This is a genomic window from Vibrio sp. 704 (assembly GCF_033339295.1).
This window is the reverse complement of the sequence record NZ_JAWOUH010000561.1, coordinates 1-643: the sequence shown is the minus strand read 5'-3', so window position 1 is coordinate 643 and position 643 is coordinate 1. Positions and strand designations below refer to the sequence as shown.

Annotated in this window: 1 protein-coding gene; it reads left to right on the top strand. The window is 40.0% G+C overall.

What is annotated here, in order from left to right:
* Positions 1-287: 287 nt before the first annotated feature.
* A partial coding sequence (locus tag R7R24_RS27765; RefSeq protein ID WP_318120288.1) for a universal stress protein occupies positions 288-643 on the top strand: 356 nt, incomplete at its 3' end.

Below are 643 nucleotides of genomic sequence, written 5' to 3'. Positions count from 1 at the left end.
CATTAAAATTGCGGCAGAGTTTTTGATGATCTTTAATCTAGATTTTCAGAGCCCTTAGAGGCAGGAGCCACTACGCACTTAGGTTTACAGCATCGCTTACAATCAACTTAAGTTACGGCGTAATGTTTAGTGAGAGGCTTTTGATGTTTTAGGGTATATGTTCGAACAGCTGAGCTCTTAGAGATGGGGATTTCGATGTTTTCATTTAGATATCGGCAGGTAAGCCGATGTTTAGTGTGTTCGATAAGCTAGACTAAAAGTAGTACCATTCAAAATAGGAGAACGTAATGAGTTATGGACATATTTTGGTCGCGGTAGACCTTACTGATTCCAGCAAAAAAGTCATCGATAAAGCAGTTTCTTTAGCGAAAGATGAAAAAAGTAAGCTTTCCTTAGTCTATGTAGATGTCGATAAGATTATTCTAGAGTTGAAAGAAGAACGAAAGTTGCAGAATGCATTACAAAAGCTTGCTGACGAGTGTGATTACGAAGTCCATGACAGTAAGGTTGTGATTGGTGATCTTCACATCAAGCTCTCCGGAATTGCGAAGGAAGTAGGGATAGATCTCGTTGTATGTGGCCATCATCATAGCTTGTTGAGTCGTTTCTTTTCTTCTGTCCCCAAGCTTGCGAACGCCATAGA